Origin of the sequence: Salmonella sp. SA14318 (assembly GCF_029866905.1) — a bacterium.
Lineage (GTDB): Bacteria > Pseudomonadota > Gammaproteobacteria > Enterobacterales > Enterobacteriaceae > Salmonella > Salmonella enterica.
Map to the genome: position 1 here is coordinate 3,459,204 of NZ_CP123282.1, position 23,628 is coordinate 3,482,831.

At 52.1% G+C, this 23,628-nt stretch carries 17 protein-coding genes and 1 pseudogene; 3 read left to right on the top strand and 15 right to left on the bottom strand.

Going from position 1 to position 23,628, the window contains the following annotated elements; translation table 11 throughout:
- Positions 1-36: 36 nt before the first annotated feature.
- Both iprA and ehaB read right to left on the bottom strand, forming a co-directional pair.
- Positions 37-660: a hydrogen peroxide resistance inhibitor IprA gene (iprA, locus tag QEN32_RS16655; RefSeq protein ID WP_000950242.1), complete on the bottom strand. Its 624-nt coding sequence runs from the start codon at positions 658-660 to the stop codon at positions 37-39.
- 85 nt (positions 661-745) lie between these two features.
- Complete coding sequence (gene ehaB / locus QEN32_RS16660) at positions 746-3,760, bottom strand: autotransporter adhesin EhaB (RefSeq protein ID WP_265321874.1); 3,015 nt, start codon at positions 3,758-3,760, stop codon at positions 746-748.
- Between the two features lie 512 nt (positions 3,761-4,272).
- Here ehaB and hemB point away from each other — a divergent pair.
- Complete coding sequence (hemB, locus tag QEN32_RS16665; protein ID WP_000130724.1) at positions 4,273-5,247, top strand: porphobilinogen synthase; 975 nt, start codon at positions 4,273-4,275, stop codon at positions 5,245-5,247.
- A 103-nt stretch (positions 5,248-5,350) separates the two neighbouring features.
- Here the strand turns inward: hemB and prpE are convergent, their stop codons facing one another.
- The 4 genes from prpE to prpB form a co-directional block, all read right to left on the bottom strand.
- Entirely contained in the window at positions 5,351-7,237 is a 1,887-nt protein-coding gene (prpE, locus tag QEN32_RS16670) for a propionate--CoA ligase (RefSeq protein WP_079821226.1), read from the bottom strand.
- A gap of 40 nt (positions 7,238-7,277) precedes the next feature.
- Entirely contained in the window at positions 7,278-8,729 is a 1,452-nt protein-coding gene (locus QEN32_RS16675) for a bifunctional 2-methylcitrate dehydratase/aconitate hydratase (protein ID WP_265321873.1), read from the bottom strand.
- Positions 8,730-8,768: 39 nt separating this feature from the next.
- Complete coding sequence (gene prpC, locus QEN32_RS16680; RefSeq protein WP_000132746.1) at positions 8,769-9,938, bottom strand: 2-methylcitrate synthase; 1,170 nt, start codon at positions 9,936-9,938, stop codon at positions 8,769-8,771.
- Positions 9,939-10,060: 122 nt separating this feature from the next.
- Positions 10,061-10,948 carry a methylisocitrate lyase gene (gene prpB / locus QEN32_RS16685; RefSeq protein WP_000052221.1) on the bottom strand — a complete coding sequence of 296 codons (888 nt, stop codon included), beginning with the start codon at positions 10,946-10,948 and terminating at the stop codon, positions 10,061-10,063.
- A 265-nt stretch (positions 10,949-11,213) separates the two neighbouring features.
- On the opposite strand from prpB, the gene prpR reads away from it, so the two are divergent.
- Positions 11,214-12,839 (top strand): propionate catabolism operon regulatory protein PrpR, encoded by a 1,626-nt coding sequence (prpR, locus tag QEN32_RS16690; protein WP_076937477.1) that lies wholly within the window; start codon positions 11,214-11,216, stop codon positions 12,837-12,839.
- Positions 12,840-12,974: 135 nt separating this feature from the next.
- Here the strand turns inward: prpR and yahO are convergent, their stop codons facing one another.
- Positions 12,975-13,250: a DUF1471 family periplasmic protein YahO gene (gene yahO, locus QEN32_RS16695; RefSeq protein WP_000848026.1), complete on the bottom strand. Its 276-nt coding sequence runs from the start codon at positions 13,248-13,250 to the stop codon at positions 12,975-12,977.
- A gap of 231 nt (positions 13,251-13,481) precedes the next feature.
- On the opposite strand from yahO, the gene QEN32_RS16700 reads away from it, so the two are divergent.
- Positions 13,482-14,114 carry a LysE family transporter gene (locus QEN32_RS16700; RefSeq protein ID WP_000433131.1) on the top strand — a complete coding sequence of 211 codons (633 nt, stop codon included), beginning with the start codon at positions 13,482-13,484 and terminating at the stop codon, positions 14,112-14,114.
- A gap of 38 nt (positions 14,115-14,152) precedes the next feature.
- Here QEN32_RS16700 and foxA read toward each other — a convergent pair whose 3' ends face one another.
- The 8 genes and pseudogenes from foxA to QEN32_RS16735 form a co-directional block, all read right to left on the bottom strand.
- The gene (gene foxA / locus QEN32_RS16705; protein ID WP_265321872.1) at positions 14,153-16,261 is read right to left on the bottom strand and encodes a ferrioxamine B receptor FoxA; all 2,109 of its coding nucleotides are present in this window, start codon (positions 16,259-16,261) and stop codon (positions 14,153-14,155) included.
- Between the two features lie 145 nt (positions 16,262-16,406).
- A complete protein-coding gene (gene foxR / locus QEN32_RS16710; RefSeq protein ID WP_000074605.1) occupies positions 16,407-17,411 on the bottom strand; it encodes a ferrioxamine uptake transcriptional regulator FoxR in 1,005 nt (334 codons plus the stop codon).
- Between the two features lie 95 nt (positions 17,412-17,506).
- A pseudogene (locus QEN32_RS16715) lies at positions 17,507-17,699 on the bottom strand (hypothetical protein).
- On the bottom strand, positions 17,618-17,803 hold the full coding sequence (locus tag QEN32_RS22690; protein ID WP_305954967.1) for a DUF2474 domain-containing protein: 186 nt from the start codon (positions 17,801-17,803) through the stop codon (positions 17,618-17,620). Before QEN32_RS22690 ends, QEN32_RS16715 begins: the two are co-directional and overlap by 82 nt.
- The gene (cydB, locus tag QEN32_RS16720; RefSeq protein ID WP_000151047.1) at positions 17,749-18,759 is read right to left on the bottom strand and encodes a cytochrome d ubiquinol oxidase subunit II; all 1,011 of its coding nucleotides are present in this window, start codon (positions 18,757-18,759) and stop codon (positions 17,749-17,751) included. The genes QEN32_RS22690 and cydB overlap by 55 nt, the downstream gene beginning before the upstream one ends.
- Positions 18,756-20,159, bottom strand: a complete 1,404-nt coding sequence (locus QEN32_RS16725; RefSeq protein ID WP_061379777.1) for a cytochrome ubiquinol oxidase subunit I — start codon at positions 20,157-20,159, stop codon at positions 18,756-18,758. Before QEN32_RS16725 ends, cydB begins: the two co-directional genes overlap by 4 nt.
- 116 nt (positions 20,160-20,275) lie before the next feature.
- The gene (gene ssaA, locus QEN32_RS16730; protein WP_000934834.1) at positions 20,276-20,377 is read right to left on the bottom strand and encodes a small effector SsaA; all 102 of its coding nucleotides are present in this window, start codon (positions 20,375-20,377) and stop codon (positions 20,276-20,278) included.
- A 276-nt stretch (positions 20,378-20,653) separates the two neighbouring features.
- The gene (locus QEN32_RS16735; protein WP_080210386.1) at positions 20,654-23,626 is read right to left on the bottom strand and encodes a type III restriction-modification system endonuclease; all 2,973 of its coding nucleotides are present in this window, start codon (positions 23,624-23,626) and stop codon (positions 20,654-20,656) included.
- Positions 23,627-23,628: the final 2 nt, after the last annotated feature.

Here is a 23,628-nt window from a genome sequence, read left to right on the forward strand (position 1 = left end):
CGCCTCGCGCTATATCAGACGAGGCGCAACCTTTTGTTAATATTCGGAGGGCAAACGGTTAATACTGATCAGTTTGCCTTTATTCATTTCAATGTAATTACCCTTACGCAGGGCCGCGAGAACTTCCGCCACCACCGATCGCGATACGCGCGTTCGTTGATGAATATAATTCATAACACCAATACGTGAGCGAAGTTCTTCATCCCACTCAATCATTGTCATTAACGTCGCACGAATTTGGTCGTAAGAATTATTACCAATGAGCTGCTTGTCACGAAGTTCCAGTACCTGACTTTTCCATACTATCCAACAGAAGGCTTCACGCCACAGTTGGTTTTGCTCAATGATGGCAAGAGTTTGTGATGATGAGAGGCGATAACCAATGCAACCGCTCTCCGCAATTAATTTATATTGTGCCTCTTTTTTCGCCACACCATCGGCTAAGCCGAAAATAAAGGGGGCCTGCACAATACCAATAAGAACTTTATCACCCCGAACTAACGAAACAACCCCCTCTAAAATAACAAAGGTATGGGTATTACTTTCATCAGGTGAACAGATAATCTCTTTATCGTTAACAAACTCGAAACGCGTACCATGCTTAGAAAGGCATTTATCGAGTCTGTAGAATTCTTGTAGTGGCTTACTTAAAGATAACATATGCATTCCTTGCAATAATGCCCGTCAAGTCCTTGACGGGCATTTTTCAGTTTAAATTACCTTTATTTCTCCTGAGAGAAAATGATTACCAGGTATATTTAACACCAACGTTTGCAGACCAGTCTTGATCAACATCACCGCCGCCGAGGTAGTTAGCATCGGTGTAGGCGCTGAAGTTCTTCGTGAAGCTGAACTGAGTACCCAGACCAACACGTACCGCAGAACCTTCTACGCCGTTGTCGATAGAGTCGCCGTTTACGTCAGCATCGTTGTTGGAGTCGTCGTAAACGTAAGCCAGTTTGAAGTACGGGGTCAACGCCTGATCTTCGCTGTAAGTGAAGGTATAACCTGCATCTACACCGAGTTCATAACGCATGCTGTCGTAAGACTGACCGTCAACTTTCATGTCGTTGCTCAGCTGGTAGTCGTCGCCAGACTGGAACAGACCGGATACGCTGCCGTAAGGCGTTACGTAGCCTGCATCACCCAGCTTCAGATCATAACCCAGTTTCAAGCCGAAGCCCCAGGCGTCAGAAGAGGTGTTGCCGTCAACGTAAGTACCGTCGCTCATGTTAGCAGACAAATCGTTGTTGAAGTGAGAGTAGCTCAAGTTACCGTCAACAAAGATGTTGTTTGCGAAACGAGCGGAAGAGTAGATGTAGGCAGACTGGCTGTCCTGATCCACCTGACCGGTACGATCGCTCAGATCGCCTTTCGCGAAGCCTGCTGCCGCACCAACGATCCACTTAGCGTTGTTACCATCAACTTTGGTATCAACACCGACCATGATGCCATTAACATCCTGATCGTAGTTAATGGTGCCGTTGTCGCCGTTGAAGTTACCGCCGAAGTAGCTTACCCATGCGCCGCCGTTATCCGCCAGGCCATGACGAGCGTTGGTCAGACGAGTACCAACGGTGTCTTGTTCCAGGTTCCAGATATTGGTGTTCGCAGAAGGAATGCTCAGCGCCATGTTAGCGTAGTCGGTCAGTTCCATCTGTTCCAGCACGACAGTGTTGCCTTCCTGCTTAGCCTGATAGGTGTAAGCACCCAGGTCAGCTTTGTTTGCTGCAGAGAAGGTCGCGGTGCTGTTCTTATCGTTAACATAGATCAGCTCATTACCTTTATAATCCGCAACAGAACCCGCGCCAGTGGCGTTGTCGATACGCACTTTATAGTTACCGGTGGCAGCTGCAACATTGTCACCAACGTTATCAACTTCATCCTGACCTGCTTCCGTCTGGTCGGTATCGTAAGTATCGCCGTTACCGTTAATGGTCAAATGACCATCAGAGTTCATCGCAATCACGCCATAACCGTAGTTAGACTTAGTCGTGTCGTTAGTACGATCGTTAGTCAGGTCAGCATCCAGTACGAAACGGTTACTTTCGATGTTGAAGACACCAGCGTTCACATAACCGTTAGCATCGGTGTAGCTGGTCAGGTTCAGAGTATCAACCTGCAGCGCATTAGAAGCGCTATTACCAACATCCAGTACACCATTATTGGTTACGTTGATAGTGTTTGCGTACAGGGCAGCATCATTTACGCTCCAGCCAGCAGAAACATCATCAGCAATCGTAACGGTACTGTTATCGATAGACAGGGTATCAGTTGCAACATGACCATCTTCATTGATGTTCAGAGCAGAACCACCAGTCAGGCCGATAGTGTCAGAAACCAGAGTAGAATCAGCAACATTGACAACAGAACCACTATTGATACTCAGCGTATCAATCAGAGAAGTTTTAGTAGTGTCCCACTGTGATCCGGTATTCAGGGTCACGTTAAACAGGCCGCTCTGATAAACTTCGTTACCAACGATATGGTTATACTCACTGTAGTCAGTATAAATGTTATCAACACCTACAGTTGATAATGGCCACAGACTATTAGCTGCGATATCGATCAGAGTTGCAGTTTTCTCGGTACCTACAGCATAAGAATCGTAAACTCCATCCGGAGATGTGGCATCAAGAATACCGTCGCCGTTAGTATCTACAGTATATTCAAAAACACCGTCTCCATCGGCATCAGTACCAGTGTCTGTCATATGTACAGACATTGCTGCACCAACCCATTTGCTACCATTATTCAGGGTAACATCCATACGGTCAGTGCCATCCCAACCGTTCGTGTCGCGGTCAGCATCAGTATCACGATAGCTATCCGCTCCATTCGGGAAGAAGTTTTCATCGAAATTGCTGGAGAATACAACATCGCCCATCAGCGTGGAGTTGCTGAGGTTGACCGTCGTCTGCATTGCATTATCAGCATATGGGTGTGCAATTACCGCAATCGCAATGTCATCAGCAGTATAAGAACCACTGTAATCGCTAGCGTTATTAGTATTACCAAACCAGCCGGAAGTACCTTCATCAGACAATGAACCAGAGGTTACGGTAGAATCAACAACATTGATTGTGTTATTAAATACTTCACTACTGTTTACGCCAGTGCTAACGGTGTTATCGTCGATATCTTCCCATTCGTAGCCCTGAGTCAGGGTAATACCAGCAACATGAGAATTATTTACAATAGACAGATCAACTTCCTGATCCAGTGTAATCGCGGTACCCATGCCATAAACATCAACAACATGTGTATCCGCAGTACCATCGGTATAGGTACCGTTATAGGTATAATGCTCGTAGTTGTCATCAATAGTAGAGTTATCAACGGTCAACGCCAGACGATCATATACATACCCGGTGTCACGATTTACGCAATCGGTACCCTCAAGACACGCGGAGGTAATCATACCGTGAATAGTACTGTTTTTAATTGTCAGGCTATTCGCATTAGTATTGGTAGTAACGCCATCATCCAGATAGTAGGTAGAAATAACGCCATTAACTCGCGCGTTATTGATTACAGGATAAATGTCACCGTTATAGTAACTATCAGTTGCGTAGTTGTTCCAACCTACATAGCCATCATAATAAACGTCATCAGCGTAGGTCGCATCGTTGTAGTGATGAAACGTATTGTAAGTGGTACCAGAAATATCATTAGTAGTAGCATTCGCCTGAGAAGTGATTGCCAGAGTGCAAGCCAATGCTAATTGTGAGACTACAAGTTTCTTTTTCCAGGAGTGCATTTGTCATCCCTCCTCAGGGACGTAATATAGTTGATCCATCAATTATCAATGCATAAAAACATAGAGATGTTTAGCAAGAAGGATTATGCGGCGTCATTGCTAAAAGGTTCAATTATTCTTTATCCTCAGTCCGGATTCGGACATGAATTAAAAAGACGTAATAAAAGGAAATTTTATAATTGAAAAGCATTCTTTTTCATGACCTTACAAGAAAATAAAAAAACAAAATACATATAAGATAAATATGAATTAAAGAAAAACAAAATAAACATGAATAATGTTAAAACCCACATTTACTTAAATGACGATGAAATAAAACTAAAAACAACGTAAAACTAATTCTTATTTAAAATGATATAGTGCCTGATGTATTAATCTTCGGTATATAAAAGAAGCGCCATGTTCTGCCGCCGCCGGGGCTGCGCCTGCTACGTTAAGGACCGTTTTCGTAAAACATCTGCCTGCAGATTCAGGTATACTGGGCCTTCGATTCCACAAACATCAGGCAGACCATGACAGACCTTATCCATCGCCCTCGCCGCCTGCGCAAATCCGCTGCGCTGCGCGCTATGTTTGAAGAGACAACACTTAGCCTGAACGACCTGGTGTTGCCGATCTTTGTTGAAGAAGAACTCGACGATTACAAAGCTATTGATGCCATGCCCGGCGTAATGCGTATCCCGGAAAAGCAGCTGGCGCGAGAGATTGAACGTATCGCAAATGCTGGCATTCGTTCCGTTATGACCTTCGGCATTTCTCACCATACTGATGACACCGGCAGCGATACCTGGAAAGAAGACGGCCTGGTGGCAAGAATGTCCCGCATCTGTAAGCAAACCGTGCCGGAGATGATCGTCATGTCCGACACCTGCTTCTGCGAATACACCTCGCACGGCCACTGCGGCGTGTTGTGCGAACACGGCGTGGATAACGATGCGACGCTGGCCAACCTCGGCAAGCAGGCCGTTATCGCGGCGGCGGCTGGAGCAGATTTTATTGCGCCCTCCGCGGCAATGGATGGACAAGTCCAGGCTATCCGCCAGGCGCTGGATGCCGCCGGTTTTACCGATACGGCAATAATGTCCTACTCCACTAAGTTCGCCTCTTCTTTCTACGGCCCCTTCCGTGAAGCAGCGGGTACCGCGTTAAAAGGCGACCGCAAGACGTATCAAATGAATCCGATGAACCGCCGTGAAGCGATTCGCGAATCACTGCTCGACGAAGCCCAGGGCGCGGATTGCTTAATGGTGAAACCGGCCGGCGCGTATCTGGACGTGCTGCGTGAAATCCGCGAACGCACAGAGTTGCCGCTTGGCGCTTACCAGGTGAGCGGTGAATACGCCATGATTAAATTTGCTGCTATGGCTGGCGCCATCGATGAAGAAAAGGTCGTGCTGGAAAGTCTGGGCTCGATTAAACGCGCCGGCGCCGATTTGATTTTCAGCTACTTCGCGCTGGATCTGGCTGAGAAAAATATTCTGCGTTAATTCTGTTACAGGGCGGCGCGCTGCCGCCCTTTCCCGACGTTACACCCCATTATTCAGTCGCTGACGCTAACCCGTTGCCGGACGCGGCTTATCCGGCTTACGGCTATTCCTCGATCGCCTGGCGAATTTGCTGCAACGACGCGGGATCGTCAATGGTTGTCAGATCGCCCGGATCGCGGCCTTCGCAGATCGCCTGGATCGTGCGGCGAAGCATCTTTCCGGAACGCGTTTTGGGGAGCTGCGAGACAAACCAGACATGCGCCGGACGACCAAAGTGACCGATCTGGTTGTCCACCAGCGCCATAATCGCGTTTTCCTCGTCGCGCGCCGCCTCGCGATCCGCCAGCGTATCGCTCTGCTTCGGAATGACAAACGCCACCGCTACCTGCCCTTTCAGAGCGTCTTTTATCCCCACTACCGCCACTTCCGCTACGTTCGGGTAGCTGGAGATACTTTCTTCTATTTCTCGCGTCCCCAGCCGATGACCCGCAATATTAATCACATCATCGGTACGGCCCAGAATAAAGTAATACCCCTCGGCGTCGCGGATCCCCCAGTCGAAAGTGGCATAAACCTGACGGTTAAACAGCGACCAGTAAGTCTTCACAAAACGCGCATCGTCGCCCCAAATAGTCTGAATACAGCCCGGCGGCAGCGGCCCCTCGATCACCAGCATCCCCTTTTCATTTATGCCGCAAGGTTCGCCGGTGACTTCATTGAGTAGCTGGACGTTATAACCGTACATCGGCACGCCGGGACTTCCCAGACGCGGCGGCCTGTCATCCAGCGCACGCGCCAGCGCCATGATCGGCCAGCCGGACTCCGTCTGCCAATAATTGTCGATAACCGGCACACCCAGCGTCTCCGTCACCCAACTGGCCGTCGGCTCGTCCAGCGGCTCACCGGCCAGATAAAGCGCCTCCAGCGAGGAGAGATCGTGATTACGGATTTGCGCCGTCGGGAATTTTTTCAGCACGCGAATCGCAGTCGGGGCGGAAAACATCCGGTTAACCTGGTATTTCTCGACAATTTTCCACCAGACCCCGCAGTCCGGGTACGTCGGCAGTCCTTCGTAAACAATAGTCGCCATGCCTGCCAGCAGCGGCGCGTAAACGATATAGGAGTGGCCGACGACCCAGCCGATATCCGATGCGCAAAAGAATACGCCGCCCACCTTGCCGCCAAAAATGGTGTCCATCGAGGTTGCCAGCGCCACCGCATAACCGCCGACGTCGCGCTGGACGCCTTTCGGTTTGCCGGTAGTGCCGGAGGTGTAAAGAATGCACGAGGTTTCATTGGATTCCAGCCACGCCACCGGCACGCTCGCACCGAGATGCTGCTGGCGCAACGTGGCAAAATCCAGATCGCGCCCATCCACCCATGCCATTTTCGCCAGCCCTCTGTCCACCAGCAGAACGTGTTTCGGCTGATGCTGCGCCTGCGCAATAGCGTCATCAAGCAGCTTTTTATACGGCAGGATTTTACCGCCCCGCGCTCCGGCATCCGCCGACACAATCAGCGCCGGTCTGGCATCGTCAATGCGCGCCGCCACGCTGTGCGAGGCAAAACCGCCAAAGACCACCGAATGGATCGCGCCAATGCGCGCGCAGGCCAGCAGCGTTATCTGCGCTTCGGCAATCATTGGCATATAGACCAATACGCGATCGCCACGCTGCACGCCCAGCGACAGCAGCATAGCGGCCACAGCGTTGACTTCATCATGCAACTGGCTGAAGGTAAATGTACGCTCTTCATCGGTCTCTGATGAGACGGCAATCAGCGCCAGCGCCTCCGGCTGTTTATCCAGCCAGCGGTCGACGGCGTTATGACATAAGTTAGTGGTGCCGCCGCAAAACCAGCGGGCAAACGGTGGGCGGCTATGATCCAGCGTCTGCGTAAACGGCTGTCGCCAGTCGATACGCCGGGCCTGCTCGGCCCAGAACGCCTCCGGTTCGTTAATGGAACGCTGATAAAATTCGCTAAAAGACATCACGCTCTCCTGTTGAACTTACGCCTTATTGCTGGCTGGCTCAGATGACATATAAATCGAGGTATTCGTTAACCGGCATCTGCTCCAGGCGGGCTCTGTCCAGGGAGACATCCAGAATGCGTTGCTGCTGGCGAGTCGGGAACTGACGCGCCAGGTTAATTTTAAATTTTTCGATAAGCTTCGGAATACCGTCGGCGCGGCGACGCGCATGACCAATCGGATACTCCACGACAACCTCGCCAAAGCGTGAGCCATCAGTAAACTCCACGGTGATCGCATTGCCGATAGCACGTTTTTCCGGGTCGTGATAGTCGGCGGTAAAAGCCGGGTCCTCATAACACACGATTTTCTCGCGCAGGGCGTCAATACGCTTGTCCTGCGCCACCTCGTCTTCATAATCCGCCGCGGTTAACCGTCCGAACAGCAGCGGCACGGCGACCATATACTGGATACAGTGATCGCGGTCCGCCGGGTTATTGAGCGGACCTTTTTTATCGATAATGCGGAGACAGGCTTCGTGGGTGCGGATGGTCACTTTCTCGATATCCGCTGCCGTTTTGCCCGCGGCCTGCATCTGCTCATACAGCGTCATCGCCGCTTCGACGGCGGTTTGCGAGTGGAATTCTGCCGGGAAAGAAATTTTGAATAGCACGTTTTCCATCACGTAGGAGCCGTAAGGACGCTGGAAACGGAACGTTTCACCTTTGAATGAAACGTCGTAGAAGCCCCAGGTTTTGGCGGTGAGCGCCGAGGGATAGCCCATCTCGCCGGTTTTCGCCATCAGCGCCAGACGTACCGCGCGCGAAGTCGCATCGCCCGCCGCCCAGGATTTGCGCGTACCGGTATTCGGCGCATGACGATAAGTGCGCAACGACTGCCCATCCACCCACGCCAGCGATACCGCGTTGAGGATCTCATCGCGCATCAGCCCCAGCATTTCAGCGACCACCGCGGTCGAGGCCACTTTGACCAGCAGCACATGGTCAAGCCCGACACGGTTGAAGGCGTTTTCCAGCGCGATGCAGCCCTGAATTTCATGGGCTTTGATCATCCCGCTCAATACCTGTTTCATGGTCAGCGGCGCTTTGCCGGCGGCGACGGCGTTGCGTGACAGCCAGTCAGCCGTCGCCAGAATACCGCCGAGGTTATCAGAAGGATGGCCCCACTCGGCGGCAAGCCAGGTATCGTTAAAATCGAGCCAGCGGATCATCGCGCCAATGTTAAAGGCTGCCTGTACCGGATCGAGCTGAAACTGGGTGCCCGGCACGCGTGCGCCGTTGGGCACCACCGTGCCTGGCACGATTGGCCCAAGCAATTTTTTACAGGCCGGGTATTCCAGCGCTTCCAGACCACAGCCGAGCGTGTCGAGCAGGCAGTAATGCGCGGTGTCGTACGCCACCTTTGAGGTGATGTCGTAATTCATAACGTAATCAACGATATCAACGATTTCACGGTCAAATTCCGGGCGGATGTTCAGTTCTTGGGTAGACATAGGGTACGTTTCCTGCGTTTTATTTTTAATAAGAGTGAGTTAGCAACGATCGTCTATCGAGACAAACGGACGATCTTCCGGCCCGGTATAGTTGGCAGAGGGACGAATAATTTTGTTGTCCTGACGCTGTTCAATAATGTGCGCCGCCCAGCCGGTAACGCGGGCGATGACAAACAGCGGGGTGAACATTTCGGTAGGGACGCCCATCATGTTGTAAGAGACCGCCGAAAACCAGTCGAGATTCGGGAACATCTTTTTGGTCTCCCACATCACCGTTTCCAGACGGTCGGCGATGTGGTACATCTTCAGCGAGCCGCCTTCTTCTGAAAGCTGTTTCGCCACCCGTTTGATCACCTGATGGCGCGGGTCGGCGATGGTGTAAACCGGATGTCCAAAGCCAATCACCACCTCTTTGTTTTCCACGCGTTTACGGATATCCGCCTCTGCCTCGTCCGGCGTTTCATAACGCTGTTGAATTTCCAGCGACACCTCATTCGCCCCGCCGTGTTTCGGGCCGCGCAGCGCGCCAATCGCGCCGATAATCGCGGAGTAGACATCCGAGCCGGTTCCGGCAATCACCCGGCTGGTAAACGTCGAGGCGTTGAACTCATGCTCGGCATACAGCACCAGCGAAATATGCATCGCCTTTTCCCAGCTTTGGGTTGGCTTTTCACCATGCAGCAGATGCAGGAAATGGCCGCCGATGGAATCATCGTCGGTTTCCGGCTGAATACGTTCGCCGTTGTGGCTGTAGTGATACCAGTAAAGAAGGATAGAGCTGAGCGAGGCCAACAGCTTATCGGCAATATCGCGCGCGCCGGAGACGGTATGTGCCTCTTTTTCCGGCAGGGTGCAGCCCAGCGCGGACACGCCGGTACGCATCACGTCCATCGGGTGCGAGGCCGCCGGTAACGCTTCCAGAACGGTACGGACATTGGCGGGTAATCCGCGCAGCGCTTTTAATTTGCTTTTATACGCGTTCAGCTCGTCGCGGGTCGGTAATTTTCCGTGGATCAGTAAATGCGCGACTTCTTCAAATTCGCAGTGCTCCGCCAGATCGAGAATGTCGTAACCGCGATAGTGCAGATCGTTACCGCTTTTTCCCACGGTACACAGAGCGGTATTTCCGGCAGGTACGCCGGAAAGCGCGACCGATTTTTTAGGCTTAATGACATGCGTGTTGTTTTGCAGGATCGTCGTGTCTGTCATATTGTCCTCGTCATTATTGTAATGTGTAGGGTATTGAGGCGTGTAGGCCGTACCGTAGGCGGGTTAAACGTAGTGCCATCCGGCATTGCCTGATGGCGCCTTCGCCTTATCAGGCCTACAGGCTACGATTTTTTATTCCTGTACAGCGCGTCCAGCTTCTCTTCGAACTGGTAGTAATTGATGCTTTCGTACAGCTCGTTGCGGGTCTGCATGATGTCGATCACGTTCTTTTGCGTCCCTTCCTGGCGCAGCACGGTATAGACTTTTTCTGCGGCGCGGTTCATGGCGCGAAACGCCGACAGCGGATAGAGCGCCATCGCCACGTGTGCGCTGCGCAACTCGTCGGTCGTAAACAGCGGCGTCGCGCCAAACTCAGTGATGTTGGCGAGGATCGGCACCTGCGCCACGTCGGCGAACTGACGGTACATCGACAGTTCGGTGATCGCCTCCGGGAACAGCATGTCAGCCCCCGCGTCCACGTAAGCCTGCGCACGATCGAGAGCCGCCTCCAGCCCTTCCACCGCCAGCGCATCGGTACGCGCCATGATCACAAAGTTCGGATCGGTGCGCGCATCCACTGCCGCCCGAATTCGGTCTACCATCTCCTCTTTCGAGACGATCGCTTTGTTTGGACGGTGTCCACAGCGCTTAGCGCCAACCTGGTCTTCAATATGCAGCGCGGCGGCGCCCGCTTTGGCTATGGACTTTACCGTCCGCGCGACATTAAAGGCGGAGGAGCCAAAGCCAATATCCGCATCCACCAACAGCGGCAGCGGGCAAACATCCGTGATGCGCCGGATATCGGTTAACACATCATCCAGCGTAGAAATCCCCAGATCCGGCAGTCCGAGCGAGCCCGCCGCTACGCCGCCGCCAGAAAGATAGATAGCCTGATACCCGGCCCGTTGGGCCAACAGAGCATGGTTGGCATTAATAGCGCCGACAATTTGTAATGGATTCTCTTTAGCGAGCGCGGCGCGAAATGCCTGCCCCGGCGAATGTAAAGACATATCTCGTCCTCATGTTAGTAAATTGTTACTCAGAATGTATTCACCAAAGCAAAGGCTATGCCAGGCAAAGAGGCTGCGAGAAAATTAAATACAATGAGATTTAAAAACAGGTGATTACAGTCATTCCTGTTATGAATAAGCGCGATTAAGGGAAAAGAAAAACGTGTCAGCTAACGTTTCATGAAACGAATCGCCCTGTTTCATTGCAACATTTATGAAACACGTTTAAAACAAAAAATCGCCCCTTAAAGATGAACCTACTGCGATGACGACTGCTCACAGCGCTCCGCGCGATAATAGCGATAAACCGGTGATCTGGACGGTCTCCGTAACGCGTCTGTTCGAACTGTTTCGGGATATCAGCCTGGAATTCGATCATCTGGCGACCATCACGCCTATTCAACTCGGCTTTGAAAAGGCGGTGACCTACATTCGCAAAAAACTGGCGACCGAGCGCTGCGACGCGATTATCGCGGCGGGTTCGAATGGGGCCTATTTAAAAAGCCGCCTGTCAATACCGGTGATCCTCATCAAGCCCAGCGGATTCGATGTATTACAGGCGCTGGCGAAAGCGGGAAAGCTCACCTCGTCTATCGGTATCGTGACCTATCAGGAGACCATTCCGGCTTTACTTGCCTTTCAGAAAACGTTTCACCTCTGTCTTGAACAGCGAAGCTATGTCACCGAAGAGGACGCGCGCGGGCAAATTAACGAACTTAAGGCCAACGGTATTGAGGCCGTCGTCGGCGCGGGATTAATTACCGATCTGGCGGAAGAAGCGGGAATGACCGCCATCTTTATTTATTCCGCGGCGACCGTTCGTCAGGCTTTTCATGATGCGCTGGATATGACCCGTCTGACACGGCGCCAGCGCGTGGATTACCCATCCGGCAAGGGATTACAAACCCGGTATGAACTGGGCGATATACGCGGCCAGTCGCCGCAAATGGAGCAGCTCCGCCAGACGATTACGCTCTATGCCCGCTCCCGTGCGGCAGTGCTGATTCAGGGGGAAACAGGGACCGGAAAAGAGCTGGCGGCGCAGGCGATTCACCAGACGTTTTTTCACCGCCAGCCTCACCGTCAGAATAAGCCATCCCCTCCCTTTGTCGCCGTCAATTGCGGCGCGATTACCGAGTCGTTGCTGGAAGCGGAACTGTTTGGTTATGAAGAGGGTGCGTTTACCGGTTCACGACGAGGAGGCCGGGCGGGGCTATTTGAAATCGCACACGGCGGCACGCTGTTTCTGGATGAAATCGGCGAAATGCCCTTGCCCTTACAAACCCGACTTTTGCGCGTACTGGAGGAAAAAGCCGTCACTCGCGTCGGCGGACACCAGCCGATCCCGGTGGATGTCCGGGTGATCAGCGCTACACATTGCGATCTGGATCGGGAAATAATGCAAGGACGTTTTCGCCCCGATCTCTTTTATCGCCTGAGTATTCTGCGTCTGACGCTTCCTCCTTTGCGCGAGCGGCAGGCTGATATTTTGCCGCTGGCGGAAAGCTTTTTAAAACAGTCTCTGGCGGCGATGGAAATTCCGTTTACCGAATCGATACGTCATGGATTGACACAGTGTCAGCCGCTTTTGCTGGCCTGGCGCTGGCCCGGTAATATTCGCGAACTGCGTAATATGATGGAGCGCCTGGCGCTTTTTTTAAGCGTCGATCCCGCGCCAACGCTGGACAGGCAATTTATGCGGCAGTTATTACCTGAGCTTATGGTGAACACAGCAGAGCTGACGCCTTCAACCGTGGATGCGCACGCGTTACAGGATGTACTGGCGCGCTTTAAGGGCGATAAGACCGCGGCGGCGCGTTATCTGGGGATTAGCCGCACCACTCTGTGGCGTCGTTTAAAAGCAGGTGCCAAAGACCAGTCGGGTAATTAAGACAAATGACAGCGTCCTGAATGCCTGATGGCGCTACGTTTACTGCAGGCCGTCATCCGGCAAAACGGATGACGGTTGCCAGGAATAAAAATACCCGCCGGAAACCCAGGCGGGTATTTTTATGATGCAACGCTTTTATTTCTTTTTATAAATATCAGCCGTACCATGAATTTTATTTTCTGTCTGCCCGGACGTCAGCACCACCACATCCGCCCCTTTTTCATCCGCCTTTTTGATTAAATCTTCTCTGGCATCCAGCGGCGACATTTCCCCGGTGGTGGAAATAGTGCCAATTTTCGTGTATTCGGAGGCGACTTTATCAAAGTCCGTTTTTTTCATGATTTCTGCGGCATAAACGTTTGTCACGACAAACGCTAATGCGCCAAGCATAACCTTGTAGCCAGTTTTCATAGCAAAACCCTCGTTTTATTATTACGCCATCATCGCTTTATCAGAACAAAAAAGCCGTTCGGACTGATTAAATAAGTAGTGTAGATTGCTGGAAAAATCCAGTCAGCCCCCGCTCTGTCGGCGTAACAACGCGGATTAAAACGCCCCTGCTTTGTGATCTCACTCGCAATCATCTGGTTTGACTATTAATAAGATGAAGGTTATTTCTTGAGGCTAAGAGAAGAGTTGCCTATGGAGCCGTTTCATGCCGTTGTGCTTACCGTCAGTCTGTTTGTGTTAACCTTTTTTAATCCCGGCGCGAATCTGTTTGTGGTGGTGCAAACCAGCCTCGCATCAGGACGCCGGGCGGGAGTCATCACCGGCCTGGGCGTCGCCACGGGAGACGCCTTTTATTCCGGGCTGGGGCTTTTCGGTCTGGCGACGCTCATTACGCAATGCGAAGCGGTATTTTCTCTTATCAAAATTGTCGGCGGGGCCTATTTATTATGGTTCGCCTGGAACAGTATTCGTCACCAGGCGACGCCGCAAATGAGCACGCTCCAGACGCCAATTGCCGCCCCGTGGACAATTTTCTTTCGCCGGGGATTAATGACCGATTTATCCAATCCGCAAACCGTACTGTTTTTTATCAGTATTTTTTCCGTAACGCTTAGCGCAGAAACGCCCACATGGGCAAGATTAATGGCCTGGGCCGGAATTGTGCTGTCATCCGTTATCTGGCGTATTTTTCTCAGCCAGGCCTTTTCGCTTCCCGCAGTCCGCCGCGCTTATGGGCGTATACAGCGCATTGCCAGCCGTGTTATCGGCGCCATTATCGGGATGTTTGCGCTCAGACTTCTCTATGAAGGCGTGACGCACCGCTAGTTTACCCGGTAGCCTTTGCTACCGGACGATAAGCGTTATCAAAACGCCCATGACACGCTGCCTACAATGCTACGCTCGGCGCCAAAATAACAATAAGAGAGCGAATTACAAGCAGCGACATAGCGTTTGTCCGTCAGGTTATTTACGTTGAGCTGGGCGCTCAAGCCATTTAACCCAATGCTGGATAAATCATACCCTACCACCATATCGACCAATGTATAGGACGGCAAGGTGTGGGTATTCAGGCGATCGCTGGTCACGCCGTTGACGTACCGGATGCCGGAGCCCAAAGTCAGCCCCTCTAACAGACCGCTTTTCACATCGTAGCTTAGCCAGGCGCTGGCCTGGTTCCGTGGAGCATAAACCGCGCGCTTCCCCTGCTCTTGCGGGCTACTTTTCTTATAACGGATATCAGTATAGGTATACGCCGCCTGCAAACGGACGCTATCCGACAAATGGCTAATGGCCTCCAGTTCAACCCCTTTAGACTCAATTTCACCAATCGAGCGGTACGGATCGGTAGGTTCTTCTTTGGTCGCGATATTGGTCTGGTTAATACGATACACGGCGGCGCTAAACTGGCTGTTCCCCCCCAGCGGTTCGTATTTTACCCCCGCCTCCCACTGCTTGCCTTTCATCGGTTCCAGCACATTGCCGTTTTCGTCGGCGAAGCTGGTCGGCGTAAACGCGGTAGAATAACTGAGATAGGGGGCGACGCCATTGTCGAACAGATAAAGCAACGCGGCACGGGTGCTGACGTTGTTTTTATCGAGATCGCTGCGTGAATCATGAAGTTTGTCGATGTTAGACACGCTGACCCGATCGTAACGACCGCCCAACGTAAAGCGCCAGCGATCCCATGACATCTGATCCTGTAAATAGTATCCGGTCTGCCGCAGCTTATGTTTTTCACGGCTATACAACGTAATGTAATCCGGCTGAGCGCCATAAACAGGGTTGAAAGCGTCAATCGGCGGAAACGCGCCATAATAGCCAGTAGTATGATTACTGCGATCCTGATAATCGATCCCCACCAGCAGACGATGATTAATCGCCCCGGTATCCACGCTGCCGTCGAGCTGATTATCCAGCGCGATAGCCGACATTTTCTCCCCGGAGCCGGAATAGCCGCGATTCAGCGCCGTTTCATTCAACCAACCTGCGGCATAGACCTGATTCAACGTCACTTTGGTATGCAAATAGCGCAATTTTTGCCGTACCGACCAGCCGTTATCGAACAGATGCTCAATGTTATAACCCACCATATTTTCACGGCGATCGTATTTGTCGTAGTCATCTTCACCTTCAAAGAAAGTGTTAGAAATTTTTCCGCCGTTATAAGGTACAACCGTGCCTTGATAAGGCAGTCCGGAGTGGCTACCGCCTTCCGGATCACGGTGCAGATAGGCCATAAGCTCAAGACGCGTCCGATCGGTAATTCGCCAGGTCAGGCTCGGCATCAGCGCATAACGTTCCTCTTTCAAGGGGGTAAACTGCGAATCGGCGTAACGTGTCATGCCGCTAAGACGCGCCGCCACACGTTCATTGTCATCCAGTGGGCCGGTCACATCAAAAGCCGCCCCGCGCTGGTTGTGATTGCCGGCAAACAGCTTCACCTCTCCCCCGGCATCAAACGCCGGTTTTCGCGACGTCAACGCGACAATGCCGCCTGGCGATGAACGTCCATACAGAACGGACGCCGGGCCGCGTACCACCTCGATATCTTCCAGAAACCAGGGGTCAACCACCAACGAACTGTGCGAATTGGTGTCGCCCATCATTTTTAACCCGTCGAGATAGACGTTATCCAGACTACCGTCCGAAAAACCACGCAATACGATGTAATCAAAGCGGTTAGAGGCGCCTATCTGGTTACTGTATACGCCAGGGGTGTAGCTTACCGCCTGACGCACGCTGGTTGCGCCCTGCTCTTCAAACTGCTGGCGGGTAATAATGGATACCGACTGCGGCGTTTCAATATCTGGCGTCGCCAGCTTGGTCGCGCCACTCTGAACGGGCGAGGTGACAATGACGGTATCATTTTTTGTGGTTTCCTGGGCAAAAAGAGGAAAAGTCGCGCCGCCGATAGCTCCGCCTATCAATAGCGCCATACGCGTTGTCGCAAACATGAACATCTCCAAAGGCATCTTTATTGTAAATAAGAATTATTACCTTTTAGAGATAACGGACCACTATGCGTAACGCCAGATTGCCTATGCGCAATGATAAAACATCACCCAAAACGGCAGAAAACCGGGTTAGCAGCGGATATTACCGTTCTGGCGGGGCGCGTTACGCACAGTGTCGGGACGCCGTCAGAGACGCGTCACGCAGCTCGCCGGGCGAGCAGCCATAACGCCGACGAAATGCCGTCGCAAAGTTTGTGGCATGTTGATAGCCTGACATCCAGGCGGCCTGCTGCACGCTGTATCCCTCCATCAGATAACGACGCGCGCGCGCCAGGCGGCAATCACGCAGATAATCAAACACGGTACACCCATAGGCATGACGAAACTTGCACCGCAGGCTACTCGGACTCATTGCCGCCCGACGTGCCAGTTCGTTCAGCGTGTAAGCTTTTTCCGGCGTCTGCTCCAGTAAACGCCGAATGAGCTCCAGCCGCTGATATTCACCGGTGACGGGAAGCCCGCGTTTTTGCGTTGCGGGCTGACATAGATTTAGCGCATAGCCCAGCAATTGCAGCATGATGCCTTCCAGCATTAACTGGCGTGACGCCGCATGAGGTCCGGGCTGCTGCGCATAACGTAGCCCCGAAAGCAGAAACTCCGGCACCTGCCAGACCCTCGCCGAGGTTGCGCTATTTTCCCACTCGTCTGCCAGCGAGACAGGCAAACGCTCCCGCCATCCGCCGTCCGGGTACATTCCCAGCGATAAGGTGCGCAATTTACTGTCTGCGCCGTGATGGGCGCGTATCGTCTGCTGCTCACTCAGTTGCGAGCAAAACGCCATCCCCGCGCTCAACAAAAAGGTCTGCTCATTGACAGCCAGCGCAACGTTACCTTCCAGCACCACCAGCATATACAGCGGACTGCTATGGCGAGAGGTGGTTTCATAAGGTTGTAACACGTGAACATCCGAGCGTGTAATGCAAATCCCGCCGGGAAGCGCTATCTCTTCGATATCGCCATGAAGTACGGGACTACTCTGCGTATACTGCGGTAACGCAGGGAAGCGGTAATCAATGCCATAACGCTCGCCAAACGCGATGAAGTCGCTGACGGAAAAGATCTTTTTCATCGCCGGGGCGGCGGAAGAGTGACAGGAGATCGGAGACATTATCAATACCGTTTATCTGCGTTATACCAGAGCGTTAGCCACTGTGTAACCATATCACTGCGGCCCGGGAACGACAATAAAGATGAGAATAATTATCAACCGCTATTGAGGGGAGAGATAAGGCGAGCAAAGGTGATCGATAAACGCCGATCTGTCGATAAAAACGCGCTTTCGCGAGAGACGAAAGCGCGTCCGGGGGATATCAGTCAGGAGCGAAATCCTGCGGAGGTCATGAGCAGTCTGAACAACATTCCGACGCCCGCCAGCAGAAGCACGCTGGCGCACCATATCGCGACCATCCATACGACTCGCCGCGACCATTTTTTCACTTTAACCATCAGTGATATCCCTCTCCATGTCGCACTTTTCCACGGAAGACGTAGTAGCTCCAGAAGGTATAAGCCAGAATAATCGGGATGATTATCAGCGCCCCAACCAGCATAAAGCTTTGACTTTGCGGCGGCGCGGCGGCGGCATACAGCGAAATATCCGGTGGAATAATATTCGGCCAAATACTGATGCCCAACCCGCTGAACCCCAGAAAAATCAGCCCTAGCGTGAGAATAAATGGACGCGCATGGGATTCTGGCTTTTTCACGCTGCGCCATAGCCAGACGCTAAAAGCCAACACCAGCACAGGCACCGGCAGGAAGTAGTATAAATTGGGCAGCGTGAACCAGCGCTCGGCGATGTCGTCGTGGGTGAGCGGCGTCCACACGCTGACGCCTCCCATCACCAGCAACAAGACGATCAACAACGGGCGCGACAGCGCGCACATCCGGCTATGCAGCGGATCTTCGCTTTTCATAATCAGCCAGGTAGCGCCCAGCAGCGCGTAGGTGACAACCAGACCGACGCCGCAGAACAGGTTAAACGGCGTCAGCCAGTCAAGCTGCGAACCGCTAAAGGTTCGCCCTTCCACCTGAAAACCGCTCACCACCGCCCCCACCACAACCCCCTGGGCAAAGGTCGCCAGGATTGACCCGACGATAAAGGATTTATCCCAGAACGCGCGATGCGACTCGGTGGCTTTAAAACGGAATTCAAAAGCGACGCCGCGAAAGATAAGACCAAGCAGCATAACCACCAGCGGGATAGTCAGCGCGTCGGTGATGACAGCATAAGCCAACGGGAAAGCGCCAAAAAGCCCGGCCCCGCCCAGCACCAGCCAGGTTTCGTTCCCGTCCCATACCGGCGCGACCGAGTTCACCATAACATCGCGATCGTGTTTATCGCGAATAAACGGAAACAGGATACCGACGCCCAGATCGAACCCATCCATTACGATATACATCAGCGTGGCGAACACGATAATAGCAAACCAGATAACCGGAAGATCGATGGTCATTCGCGTTTCTCCTGCTCAAGCGATTCTCCCACGGCAGAGATAGGACGCGCGGGTCTGCCATCGGTTTCAGCGGTCGGTGTCTCCGTCGGCTGCGGCCCTTTCTGGATAAGGCGAATCATATAAATATAGCCAACCCCAAAGACCAGGGAATAGACCACAAAGAAGGCCAGCAAACTGATGCTCATCTGCAAGGTGCTGTGCGCGGAAACCGCATCACGCGTTCGCAGCAGGCCATAGACCACCCACGGCTGACGTCCTACTTCAGTCGTCACCCATCCGGCAAGGATGGCGATAAGCCCGGACGGCCCCATCCACAGCGCAAAGTGCATAAAGGGCCGCGAATGATACAGTCGGCGTCGGTAGCGTAGCCACAGGCTGGCCAGCCCCAGGAAGATCATCAGTACGCCCATGCCCACCATCAGACGGAAAGACCAGAACACCACGGTAGAGTTGGGGCGATCCTCTTTGGGATAATCTTTTAGCGCAGGCACCTGTTTGTCCAGGCTATGCGTCAGGATCAGACTGCCCAACGCCGGGATCTCAAGCGCATAGCGGGTCCGTTCCGCCTCCATATCCGGCCAGCCTACCAGCGTAAGCGGCGTTGGCTCGCCGGGCGTATTTTCCCAGTGCCCCTCAATCGCGGCGATTTTGACCGGCTGATGCTTCAGGGTGTTAAGGCCATGCATATCGCCAATCAATGCCTGAACGGGCGCCACCACGACCGCCATCCATAACGCCATCGAGAACATACGGCGGATAGCCGGCGTATCGTTACCTTTCAGTAAATGCCAGGCTGCGGACGCGCCGACAAACATCGCGCTACTTAAAAACGCCGCAACGGACATATGCAACAGGCGATACGGGAACGACGGGTTGAAAATCACCGCGAACCAGTCCACCGGGACCACCTGACCGTTGTGAATTTCAAATCCCTGCGGGGTATGCATCCAGCTGTTAGACGCCAGAATCCAGAACGTCGACATTAACGTGCCCAGCGCCACCATACAGGTAGACAAGAAATGCAGGCCCGGCCCGACTTTGTTCCAGCCAAAAAGCATCACGCCTAAGAATCCCGCTTCCAGGAAGAATGCGGTGAGCACTTCATAGGTTAATAAAGGCCCGGTGATACTGCCAGCGAACTGGGAGAAACCGCTCCAGTTCGTTCCGAACTGGTAAGCCATGACCAGACCGGAGACCACGCCCATCCCGAAGTTGACGGCAAAAATTTTGAGCCAGAACTGATAGAGCGAGCGCCAGACAGGATTACGCGTTTTTAGCCATAGACCTTCCAGTACCACCAGGTAACTGGCTAAGCCAATCGTAATCGCGGGGAAGATAATATGAAAAGAGACGGTAAAGGCAAACTGGAGTCTCGCTAAAAAGAAGGCATCAAACTCCATGTTCCCTCCCGTTTATATATAGTCACTTCGTGTAAAATATTCACTGTTCGCAACCAGGTTGAAACGAAACGGTTATTTTCCCCAAACGTAAAAACGTCGGGGAATATCCAGATAAATTACGATTTTTTTTGCGGCTGGCTGTCAGGCTTATCGCCCGACTCTGGCGCTTCGGAGGGGTCGTCTTTTTCGACAGCGAAACGGTAGTATCTATTTAGCATAACATGTCTCCCTTAGTTACATTCACTTGGCAATATCTACCTGGCCGTTATAAAAATAACGGCAAAACAAAAAAACAGCGTCCTCAAGACTATTTGCAATTTCAGCAAAATACGCGTAGCTGAAAGTTAAGAATAGACGTAAAACGATAACCTTCAAGTCAACGCGGTTTACGGGACGGGGGATTAGTACAGGGAGAATGACCGCAACGCTCGCTGCGCGGCGGCCATTTTATATGGTCTATCAAAAAGATAACCGTTAAGGTCCATTCAAACCCGTTAGTTTGCCTTCCCCTCAATCAAGCCATTGATCGTAGAAAATACCGCCGGCGCGCTGGTCGCTTCCGCAAACTCGACATTGATATTTTGCCGACGCAGCATATCGAAGAATTTACGTTGCGCATCAAGAATAACCTGATCGCCTACGCGCATATTTTCTGCTTTAGTTTCAACCAGTAAATAAACACTGTCGGCGTCCTGACGCTCAATACGGTACACAAAATCCGGCGTAGTAGAGCCCCCCGTATATTTGGGGATCTGAATGGCCCGCTTAGGCAGTTTGCCAAACACAGAAACCTGTTGCGGATAATCGTATTTTAATAGCGGCAATTCTGGATCGACGCTGTCATAACGCAACGGCGGTATTTGATAGAGAGAACGAGGATCGTCTATCGCATTCTCATCCACATTTTTCCCCACAATTTCAGCGCTAATCTCCTCTCTGAACTGCCGTGCCGTGGAATCAAATACCGACGTTGAAGCCTGAAAATCGAGAGGCAGATAATCGTGGCGCTGCGCAAAATGCGCATTAATCCGCGTCTGTAATGCGCGGGTCATATTGTCCAACGAGATCTCGCTTAAATAGCGTGAATCTCCGTGCAAAACATCACGCAGCATCGCCATTAACACCGGGTGCAGGACGTTAACCGGCAGACTGGTGCGTAACGCCAGTTGCTTAAGAAAATGGCCATATTTCATGCCCGCCATAAATTCGCTGGCGGCTAATTCGCCTTCCCGCTGCGCCACTTCAAAACGGCCATTATCTTCATTCGATACCAGCCGTTGTTGCACCTGGCTTGGCTTCTGGCGTATATACAGCGCCGGATCGCGCAGCACCTCGGCGGCAATTTGTTCCAGAGAAGCGCCGCTACGCTCGAATTGCAGCATATAACGGCGGGAAAACTGCTCCCAGATACTGCTAAGTTGTTCCCAATTCTCTTTGCGTAACCTGACTCGCAGTCGGGAGGCGGGCTTATTGTCACGAATGCGATCCGCTCGCACCCGCGCCTGCGTCAGCTCAGGGTAGAACTCCAGTAGCCACGCAAAACCACTTTTGGTTTCCCCGTTAAGCGTGACGCTGGGTTTAAACTCATTACTCCGGTTGATCAGTTTTTTATCATCCAGATCTTCCAGCAAACGAAGCTCCGTAAACGCAGGATCGACTTTTTGTCGCTCGGTGACGATGAGTGTGATCATCGCCTCATCCAGCTTCTGCTCGTTAAGCTGAACTTTGCTGTCGCGATTAATCTCATCAACCAGCATACTGGCAAACGCTTTTTCATCATAACCAATCAGAAACGACAGCCGGGACGGCCACTCTTCCTGATGAACGCGATGGCCGTTTTCATCTACCGGTAGCCGCAGGCCGCGCCCCACTTCCTGAATTTTGCTCGACTCGCTACCGGAAGAACGTAATTTAGCAATGACAAAAACATTCGGGTTATCCCAGCCTTCGCGAAGCGTCCATTTTGAAAACAGAAAGCGGCGCGTTTCCCAGTTGCCGTGATGGTCTGAAAAACTGAGCAACTTCTCTTTATTTTTCAGAATATCATCTACTTCAGCCTGGATCGCCTCATCGCCGCTTCCGCGGTCTTCGCCAAAGTAACCAGCGTGGACGTTTTGGTTATCCGAGTGCAGGCTGGCGAGCGTGGCCTGCAGAAACGACAGATACTCCGCTTCTCGCGGCAGGGTCTTGCGCTGATAATCGTCAATCAGTTGCGTCAGTTTCTTTTTCAGCAAACGCTCAAAAGTGACTTTCAACCAGCCTTCGTCATCACGATAGCTTTTAATACTGTCAATAAAGAAAAGGCTTAAGGTCTTAATACGCGGGGCATTATTTTCTGGCTCATTGCTGCGTAAGAAATTTGCCTGCTCGGTATCAAAATGCTTATCAATGGCGTCCTGAATAATCAGTTCCTGGTAGCTCGCGCCAAAGGTTCCTGGCACCAGCGCCATCCCTGCCTCCAGCTCCAGATCGTTCGACAACATTTTACTGCCGGCATATTCGATACTGCCTTCAAATCCTGCATCGACATCGGCGAGATTTTCGCCCACGCCAACCTCGGCAATTTTGCTCCCCCGTCGGAGGATTAATTTCTTTGCCGTGACGCTGTCAACGATATAACGATTGTTGGCCTGTTCTTCGGGGAGATTTGGGTAATAAATATCAATACCTTTCACCAAACCATCGTTAAAACTGTCCACCGCGTTGAGATCAAACTGCGGTTGCCGGCGATAGTAATCTTTACGTACACATTTATTTTTACCCTTACCTTCCACAATATCCGGGAAGGTAGCGCCAAAGCGGACGATCATTTGCGGCTGAATAGCCTGAATCGCTCGATAAAATTTGTTATCTCGCGCAAAACGATGCGGTTCATCAATAATGACCACCGGTCGCGTCATTTGCAGCCCTTTAACAGGCGACGTCAGCCCGCCCAGGAGCGTTTGATCGTAATCGTCTCGCGTCATACTGGCGGAATTGAGCATTTGCGCATTGATCAGCAAAACCTGAATCGTATGGCTATCACGACGGCTGGCATCAGTAAAACTTAATAACTGGGCCGGAAAATTTTTACGCCCCGACTTTACTTTAAAATCACCGGCGTTAATGGTGCAAAGTTCCATCCGCGTATTTTCGTAGAACTGTGAAAAATGCTGTCTGGCGTAATCGCTGGTGATAAAGTTCCGCGCGCCTTCTTTAATGGCTGGCGTCGGCACCACCAGCACAAATTTGAAGAGGCCATACTTCTGATGCAGTTCATACATCAACCGGGTATAGACATAGGTTTTGCCCGTCCCGGTCTCCATTTTAACGTCAATATTGGCCTTATCGTCGTAACGTTCCTTAATCAGCGGATTAGCATAGTGATTATGATCGGCCTGCGCGTGATCGATACCGGTGAAACTCGCCAGAATCGCCGCTAACGCCTGTTCCTGATGGGGAAGTTCTTCCAGTAAAATATTCATCATCA